The organism is Nocardia alni, from assembly GCF_019038435.1.
GTDB classification, from domain to species: domain Bacteria; phylum Actinomycetota; class Actinomycetes; order Mycobacteriales; family Mycobacteriaceae; genus Nocardia; species Nocardia alni.
Window position 1 is genome coordinate 1 of sequence record NZ_JAGPOX010000244.1, and the last position, 7,922, is coordinate 7,922.

A 7,922-nucleotide genomic window follows, 5' to 3' on the forward strand; every position below is an offset into this window, starting at 1 on the left:
CCCACCCCCGACGCCATCCCGACGCGCCGCCCCGAGATCATCGAATTTCGCACGACGATCACGAAGTCCGGCCCGGGTGACATCGCCCCCAGCAACATAGCTCCGCTGACACCTATCACCTGCGCAGTCGACATCACTCCGCCAGTATATGGGGGGCGCGGCAAACCCTCATGGGGCACAGCATATTCGGTGTTCTGTTGTCAAATTCCAAGCCTGCCGAACGATCGCTATCGCCAACAGAACTAGAACCGGTTACATTATGCCGATGGTGAGAGCGAGGCTGGGCGTTCGAGCCCGCATTCTCGCAATCGCACTCATTCCGAGCCTGGCCCTGCTCGTGATCGGTGTGAGCGCGGCAGGATATCTGGTGAACCAGGGCCGCCAACAGCGGCAATGGGCCGATACGCTGCAAAGCAGTCTCGGACCCGCCAAGCAGATCGTCGATGCCGCCCAGCAGGAACGACTGCTCTCACTGTGGCGGCTCGGCGGCGACCGATCGCAAGCACAGGCCCTCGCCCAGGTCCGGACCAAGTTCGACGCCTCCATCACCGGTCTCGTGGCCGTGGAGGCCAAGCTCGACCAAGCCAGTTCGGGCAAGATGCACAGCGTCACCGCCGGTTTCGACACCCTGAAAACCCAGTTGCCGGCCCTGCGCGGCGGCATCGATGCCGGCCTGCTGCCCGTCGACGCGGTCTATTCGATCTACAACAGGATCACCGACGGCGCCTCGCAGGGAACGGCGATCGTCCAGCGCAACGCGCCCGACGCGCCGGTCGCCACCGGACTCGCGTACGCCGATCAGCTGCTGTCGGCGCTCGAGGCGTACTCCCGCGCCAGCGCCCTGACCGCCGCCGCACTCGACGGCGCACCGCTGACCCCGCAGCTCGCGGCGGAATTGCACAACTATTCGGGCTACTACCAGGCCGCGATCCCGCCGCTGGCCGACGCGCTCGGCGGCAACGTGGGTACGCAGCTCACCGCGCTGATCTCCACCTCGGCCTGGCAGCAGACCGCCGCGATGCAGCAGGCGGCCGTGCCCGCCAACGTCACCGGAAAGCCAACGCCGCCACCGCTTCCGATGAGCAAGACGGACTGGCTGGCCCAGACCGAGCAGGTCTCCCGGATGCTGCTGGAACAATGGATCGCACAGAGCCGCGCCAACGAACGCCTGGCGACCGCCGCCGCCGCGACCACCACCCACAACGCCCTGGTCGCGGGGGGTACAGCGGTGGCCATCGCGATCCTGGCGTTCCTGATCGCGCTGTGGCTGGCCAACCGGCTCATCGGCCGCCTGCAACGACTGCGCACCGAAACCATTGCCCTGGCCGAGGTCCGGTTACCCGAGACGATGCGCCGGCTGAACGAGGGCGACCGGATCGATCCCGAAACCGAGGCCGCACGACTGGATTTCGGACACGACGAGATCGGCTCGGTGGCCAAGGCATTCAACCGCGCACACACCGCCGCCGTGGCCGCGGCGATCACCGAGGCCAAGACCCGCGAGGGCGTCCGCGCGGTATTCCTGAACATCGCGCACCGCAGCCAGCTGGTCGTGCACCGTCAGCTCGAACTGCTCGACGAGGCCGAATCCAGGCAGGAGGATCCAGCCCTGCTGGACACCTTCTTCCGTCTGGACCATCTGGCTACCCGCGAGCGCCGCAACGCCGAGAACCTGATCATTCTGGGTGGTGGCCGTCCCGGACGGCAGTGGCGGCGCCCGGTGCCACTGGTCGAGCTGGTGCGCAGCGCGGTCGGCGAGACCATGGACTACGCGCGCGTGCACACCGCCCGCATGCCCGCGGCGTTCGTCAGCGGCGACGCGGTCGCCGATGTCATCCACCTGCTCGCCGAACTCGTGGACAACGCCACCGCCTTCTCCCCGCCGCAGTCGCGCGTCGAGGTCACCGCGAACCGGGTCGGCAAGGGCATGGTCGTGGAGATCATCGACCAGGGCATGGGCATTCCGGCCGAGGACATCGAGCGTCACAACGAGATGCTGTGCAATCCACCGGATTTCGGTGTCGCCACGCTGTCGGCCGACTCCCGGCTGGGCCTGTTCGTGGTCGCGCAGCTCGGTCGACGGCACGCGATCAGCGTGCGGCTGGCCGATTCCGACTACGGCGGCATCCGCGCGATCGTGCTGGTCCCCACCGCGCTGATCACCACCGAGGCCGCGGTCGCCGACCACCTGCCCGACCGGATGCCCGTCCGGCGGATACCCTCGCCGGCGACCGGCGAGATACCCGCTGTCGCAGGCGAACTCGCACCCGCGCCGACGTCGGTGGCGCTCCTGCCCTCGCAGGCGCAGCGGTCCGGGGAATCGCAGCAGCACGACTACCCCGACGGCACACGGCATTCGGGCGATTCCGGCGGCGCATGGAATGCCGAACCCGCCACAGATCCCTCCCGACGCGCGGCGGGCTCCCGGGCCGCCGAGGAGATCTGGGAGGTTCGGGATCGGCGGGCATTCGACGACGCGCGGCCCGGATTCCGCTCGTTCGGTGAGCAATTGCGGCGGCACGAGCGGTCGTCTCCCGGCGAACGCTCCCGCTTCGACGCACCACCGCAGTGTGACGAGCAGCAGCGTGCCGACGAGCCTCGCTCCTCGCGACCGGCGGATTCCGCACACAGCGTCAACAGCCCGCAACACGATACGGGCGTCCCGCACCACCTCGAAGCCGACACCCGTCCCGCGTTGCCGCGCCGCCGCCGCCAGGCCAGCCTGGCCCCGGAGCTGAGCACACAACCCGAGCGGCTCCCGGCTCCGAAACCCGCGCCGGCGAACAGGTCCGCGGAACAGGCGCGGGATCTGTTCGCCGCCATCGAGAATGGAACCCGTCAAGGGCGGCAGGTCCCACCGGAATCCGGCGACAACCGGGCCGGTGGTTCGACACACGCCCCACGGGATGAACAGGAAGGCGAAGGTGACCACTTCCAACGCAGGTGATCTGAACTGGATGCTCGACGACCTGGTCGAGCGCCTGGCCGGAGTGCGCTACGCGGTAGTGCATTCCACCGACGGACTGGTGCTGGGCCGGTCCACCACCATGAACCGCGAGGACTCCGAGCATTTCGCGGCCATGTCCTCCACCCTGTACGGGCTGGCCCGCAGCGCCGGCATCCGGTTCGACGGCGGCCCGGTCCGCCAGGCCGTGATCGAACTCGAGAGTGCGGTGCTGTTCGTCACCGCAGCCGGCAGTAACGCGTGTATCGCCTTGCAGGCCGGTGACGATGCGAACCTCGGTATGGTGGCGTACGAGATGAACCTGACCGTGCAGCGTGTGGGCAGCTACCTGTCCACCACCGCGCGGCGGGGTATGGCCGGGCATATGGAGTTTCGATCGTCATGACGCAGTACGGTCAGTCGTGGTACGACGACGCGGCGGGCCCGCTGGTCCGCCCGTACGCCCTCACGCGTGGCCGCACCATCGGGGCGGGACACGAACTGGATATGCTCACGCTGGTGGTGGTCGCCGACCGCGCGCCCACCCTGCGGCGGACCGAGCCGGAATACTCGCAGATCATGCGACTGTGCCGTAAGCCGCTGTCCGTGGCCGAGGTGTCGGCCATGCTGAAACTGCCCCTGGCCGTGGCGAAGATCCTCGTCGGTGATTTAATCAGCGAGGGGCACTTGACCTTCCGGGCGCCCACCCGGACGGAACCCGGTGATCCCGGCGACCTGACCGTCCTGCGAGCCGTCCTGGCCGGAATCCGAAAGCTGTGACACGTGCCTGAAATGTCGTCCGCCGCTGGGCTAGCAGCATCGGTCAAGATCCTCGTCGCCGGCGGTTTCGGCGTGGGCAAGACCACCATGGTGTCCTCGATCAGCGAGGTCGCCCCGCTGCGCACCGAGGAACTCGTCACCGAAGTCTCCGCCGGCATCGATGATCTGTCGGGCGTCGAGGGCAAGACGACCACCACGGTCGCACTGGACTTCGGCCGCCTCACCATCGATGACAACCTGGTGCTCTACCTGTTCGGCACACCCGGACAGGACCGATTCTGGTTCCTGTGGGACGAACTGGCGCTCGGCGCGCTGGGCGCCGTGGTCCTCGCCGATACGCGTCGGCTGGAGAACTGCTTCGCCGCCATCGACTACTTCGAGCGCCGCGGGTTGTCCTTCACGGTGGCGGTCAACTGCTTCGCCGGGGCGCCCGTCTACACCCCCGACGAGGTCCGCGACGCCCTCGACCTCCAACTCGACCAGCCCGTGGTGCTGTGCGACGCCCGCGACCGGGCGTCGTGCCGAACCGTGTTGACCACCCTGCTCGAGCACCTCATCTACCGCTCCTCGGCCGGCGTGGCGTAGCGAACGCCCGCGCCGGCCGATGCCGGAGAGTCGAGACCTCGGCGGTCGGTGAGGCCGGCGTCAGCGCAGTGTCTCGATTGCCGCCCCCAGTGCTCGCAGCGACTGCTCGGCGAGTTCGGCCATGGACGCTCGATTGCCGGGCTGTAGCCAGCGTTCGAAGGCGTCGCCGAGGGCGAGCGCGCCGATGTTGGCGGCCAGGCTCGCGGTGGGCGGTTGCACTCCGCGTGCGCGGAGCGCGTCGGCCATCACCGCGGTCAGAGCGGCTTCCTTGAGCAGGTTGCGTTCCTGCAGATCGGAGTTCTCGGCGATGACCGACTGACGTTTCGCCAGAAATTCCCGGCGCTCGTCGGCGAAGCCGGCGGCGAACGCGGCCAGTGCCGCACCGATCGCCGCCATGGGGGTGGCCTCGGCGGGCATACCGGTGATGATGTCGGCGAACATGTCGCGATACGCGTCCTGGCCGCTGAACAGGATCTCGCGTTTGTCGGCGAAGTGACGAAAGAACGTGCGCTTGGTCAACCCCGCGCGCTCGGCGATCTCCACGATCGTGACGTCCGTATATCCGCGCTCGGCGAACAGCTCCACCGCGGCTACTGCCAGTCGTTCCGCCGTGTTGGGCTCCCACCTGCTCATTCCCACATCCTAGAGCGCACAGCGCTGTGATGACACCAAGTGTCGTGAGGGTGTAGGGTGATGACACTTGGTGTCATGCGGACGTCGTCATCGAGTTCGCAGGGCCCACCCACCGTGCTGAGAGGGATCAAATGAAGGATTTTCGCGCCGCGTACGGGCGGTATGCCGTCGTCACCGGGGCCTCCTCGGGCATCGGCGAGCAATTCGCGCGGCATCTCAGCGCCGCCGGTGTCGACGTCGTTCTCGTCGCACGCCGCAAAGGCCGCTTGGAGGCCCTGGCCGCCGAACTCTCCCGTGCCGACGGCACCGACAACATCGTGTTCGAGCTGGACCTGCTCGCCGAGGGCGCCGTAGCCGAATTGGCCCGTGGCGTCAGCGATCTCGACGTCGGGATGGTCGTGGCGAACGCCGGAATCTCCGCCCCTGGGCCGTTGGTCGACAATTCGCTGGCCACCGAACTCGACGTCCTCACCCTCGACGGGGCGGTGCCGCTGCAGATGGCGCACCACTTCGGGCGTGAGTTCACCCGGCGTGGTCGTGGTGCGATCATCCTGGTGGCGTCCAGCCTCGAAGCCAGTGCCGCGCCGTTCACGGCGAACTATGCCGCGGTGAAGGCGTACGTGTCGTCACTGGGCCAGGCGTTGAACTACGAACTGAAAGGCCACGGCGTCGACGTCCTGGTGGTATCCCCCGGAATGACGGAATCCGAGATCACGCAGCGGTCCGCGGGCCTCGACTTCCAGAAGCTCGGCGGCCCGCTGATGCCGGCGTCGCAGGTGGCACAGACGGCGCTGAGCAACCTGGGCAAGCGCGCCCGTGTCATCCCCGGCATCACCAACAATGCCGCGGATCTGCTGATCAAGCATGTGCTGCCGCGATCGTTGTCGGTCAGCATGTTCGGCTGGCTGATGCGCCGCGCACTGGTCGACAGTGCGCCGCGCGAGGCCTGAAACCCGTTCCACCGCAACTCATCCAGAAAGAACGCTGATGGAAATGCCTGGTGCGCCAGTTGATATCCCCATGGAAATGATCTCGACCGTGCTGCGGCCCGAATTCGCCGACCTGGCGCCGGTCGAGGTCTTCCCCGGGGTGACGAGCCATCTGGATCGCCCGTATGCCACCGTCCTCGGCTTCCGGCCACTCATGCTGGATCTGCACATACCGCGACATCCGGTGACGACGCCCATTCCCGTTGTGGTGTACGCACATCCGGGAGGATTCTTCGCCGGCATCAAACAGATGGGGCCCTGGAGATATCTACTCGACGCGGGATTCGCCGTGGTGTCGATCCAGTACCGGCTCAGTGGCGAGGCCGTCTTTCCGGCCGCCGTCCACGATGTCGCCGCGGCCGTGCGCTGGGTGCGGGCCAATGCCGACCACTACGGATTCGACGCCGACCGCATCGTGGGCTTCGGCTCCAGCGCGGGCGCCTACCTGCTCAGCGCCATGGCACTTGCCGGCGATGGCAGCGACCTGGTGGGCGACGCCGGACCGCACTCGCAGGTGTCCTGCCGGCTCGCCGCCGTCGTGGAACACTACGGCCCCACCGATTTCCTCAGGCATGATCAGGACGCACCCGCGGACATCATCGAACTGATGGAGGGGCCGGACAGCACGCTGGCGCGGTTCTTCGGATTCGAGCTCTCCAGCCGGCCGGACGAGGTCGAGCGTGGAAACCTGTGCCGTCTCGCACATCCCGGCGCGCCGCCCTTCCTGATCGTCCACGGCGACCATGACCGCCGCGTCGGCGTGGAACAGGCCCGGCGCCTGCATCGCGCGCTCACCGCGGTGGGGGCCCGCGCGGACATGGTGGAGATCGTCGGCGGCGACCACGGGTCACCCCATTTCGACACACCGTCGCTGCACGAGAGAACGCTGGGATTTCTCGAATCCGTTCTCGCACTGCCCCTGCAGCGTTGACATCACCCGGAGGAGAACTCACGATGAAACGCATCCAGTATCACCAGTACGGCGGACCGGAGGTCATGCGGCTCGAAGATTTCGAGCCACGGGAACTCGGCGCCGGCGACGTCCGCGTCCGAGTGCGGGCGGCTGCCGCCAACCCCATGGATTTCGGGATCCGGAACGGCGCGATGAAGATGGTGACCGGCCGGAAATTTCCACGGGCGATGGGATACGACTTCGCCGGTATCGTCGAGGCCGTCGGCAGCGGCGTCACTCGGCTGCGTGTCGGTGACGAGGTGCTCGGCGGCGCACCGATCAAGTGGTCGGGCGCCTTTGCCGACGTCGTCGTCGCCGAGGAAAAAGGGATCGTCACCAAGCCCGCCGAATTGTCCTTCGAGGCAGCGGCCGCGCTTCCCACCGTCGGCCTCACCGCCTATCAAGCCTTGTTCACCAAGGCGAGGCTCCAGCCCGGCGAGGCGGTTTTCGTGCACGGGAGCCTCGGCGGAGTCGGCCGCGCGGCCGTCCAGCTCGCCTCCGCGCACGGCGCGAGGGTGGGCGGAAGCTGCCGCGCCGGTTCGGCGGACGAGGCCCGCGAGCTCGGTATCGATCCCATCGTCGATTTCGACTTCGACCCCGCCGCGCTCGCGCGGCGATTCGACGTCGTCTTCGACACCGTCGGGAAACTCCCGATCAAACAAGCCCGCACGATGTCGAAACCGAACGGCCGCATCATCAGCACCGCCCCCACCCCGGTGAACATGGCCAGAAGCGCCCTGCCCGGCCCGTTCCAGGTCGTGATCGCGCAAGCGGTGACAGCCGATATCGAGGCGGTCGCACGATCCGCCGGCAAGGCTGAGCTCGAACTGCCGATCGCCCGGACGGTGCCGCTGTCGGAAGCGGTCTCCGCGCTGACGGAATTGGAACAGAACGGAAGTTCGAAGCGGGGCAAGCTGATCATCCTGCCGGGCTGAGCCGGCGAACGCCGCCACGCCCTCAGCTCAGTATTCGCCGAGATCGACCTCGGCGAACGACATGATCCACCGGTGGGGAGGGCGGGGGGCGGTCTCTTATCCAC

The 7,922-nt window shown here is 67.7% G+C and carries 8 protein-coding genes; 7 read left to right on the top strand and 1 reads right to left on the bottom strand.

What is annotated here, in order from left to right; translation table 11 throughout:
• Positions 1-265 precede the first annotated feature (265 nt).
• Genes JZ791_RS42775 through JZ791_RS42790 form a run of 4 tightly spaced genes read left to right on the top strand, consistent with a single transcriptional unit; the run spans position 266 to position 4,309 of the window.
• A complete protein-coding gene (locus JZ791_RS42775; protein WP_216903464.1) occupies positions 266-2,947 on the top strand; it encodes a sensor histidine kinase in 2,682 nt (893 codons plus the stop codon).
• Complete coding sequence (locus JZ791_RS42780; protein WP_254207333.1) at positions 2,907-3,350, top strand: roadblock/LC7 domain-containing protein; 444 nt, start codon at positions 2,907-2,909, stop codon at positions 3,348-3,350. Before JZ791_RS42775 ends, JZ791_RS42780 begins: the two co-directional genes overlap by 41 nt.
• Positions 3,347-3,724, top strand: coding sequence for a DUF742 domain-containing protein (locus JZ791_RS42785; protein ID WP_216903468.1), 378 nt, complete (start codon positions 3,347-3,349; stop codon positions 3,722-3,724). Before JZ791_RS42780 ends, JZ791_RS42785 begins: the two co-directional genes overlap by 4 nt.
• Positions 3,725-3,736: 12 nt before the next feature.
• On the top strand, positions 3,737-4,309 hold the full coding sequence (locus JZ791_RS42790; protein ID WP_216903478.1) for a GTP-binding protein: 573 nt from the start codon (positions 3,737-3,739) through the stop codon (positions 4,307-4,309).
• Positions 4,310-4,369: 60 nt separating this feature from the next.
• On the opposite strand, the gene JZ791_RS42795 is transcribed toward JZ791_RS42790, so the two are convergent.
• Positions 4,370-4,942: a TetR/AcrR family transcriptional regulator gene (locus JZ791_RS42795; protein WP_216903470.1), complete on the bottom strand. Its 573-nt coding sequence runs from the start codon at positions 4,940-4,942 to the stop codon at positions 4,370-4,372.
• 131 nt (positions 4,943-5,073) lie between these two features.
• Between JZ791_RS42795 and JZ791_RS42800 the strand changes: the two genes are divergently transcribed.
• The 3 genes from JZ791_RS42800 (at position 5,074) to JZ791_RS42810 (ending at position 7,818) form a co-directional block, all read left to right on the top strand.
• A complete protein-coding gene (locus JZ791_RS42800; RefSeq protein ID WP_216903472.1) occupies positions 5,074-5,892 on the top strand; it encodes an SDR family NAD(P)-dependent oxidoreductase in 819 nt (272 codons plus the stop codon).
• A 76-nt stretch (positions 5,893-5,968) separates the two neighbouring features.
• Positions 5,969-6,862 (top strand): alpha/beta hydrolase, encoded by an 894-nt coding sequence (locus tag JZ791_RS42805; protein WP_216903474.1) that lies wholly within the window; start codon positions 5,969-5,971, stop codon positions 6,860-6,862.
• Positions 6,863-6,885: 23 nt separating this feature from the next.
• On the top strand, positions 6,886-7,818 hold the full coding sequence (locus JZ791_RS42810) for an NADP-dependent oxidoreductase (RefSeq protein ID WP_216903476.1): 933 nt from the start codon (positions 6,886-6,888) through the stop codon (positions 7,816-7,818).
• The last annotated feature ends 104 nt before the right edge of the window (positions 7,819-7,922 follow it).

Coding starts and splice junctions, on each gene's coding strand:
- JZ791_RS42775 (WP_216903464.1), top strand. CDS start 266: ATGGTGAGAGCGAGGCTGGGCGTTCGAGCCCGCATTCTCGCAATCGCA.
- JZ791_RS42780 (WP_254207333.1), top strand. CDS start 2,907: ATGAACAGGAAGGCGAAGGTGACCACTTCCAACGCAGGTGATCTGAAC.
- JZ791_RS42785 (WP_216903468.1), top strand. CDS start 3,347: ATGACGCAGTACGGTCAGTCGTGGTACGACGACGCGGCGGGCCCGCTG.
- JZ791_RS42790 (WP_216903478.1), top strand. CDS start 3,737: ATGTCGTCCGCCGCTGGGCTAGCAGCATCGGTCAAGATCCTCGTCGCC.
- JZ791_RS42795 (WP_216903470.1), bottom strand. CDS start 4,942: ATGAGCAGGTGGGAGCCCAACACGGCGGAACGACTGGCAGTAGCCGCG.
- JZ791_RS42800 (WP_216903472.1), top strand. CDS start 5,074: ATGAAGGATTTTCGCGCCGCGTACGGGCGGTATGCCGTCGTCACCGGG.
- JZ791_RS42805 (WP_216903474.1), top strand. CDS start 5,969: ATGATCTCGACCGTGCTGCGGCCCGAATTCGCCGACCTGGCGCCGGTC.
- JZ791_RS42810 (WP_216903476.1), top strand. CDS start 6,886: ATGAAACGCATCCAGTATCACCAGTACGGCGGACCGGAGGTCATGCGG.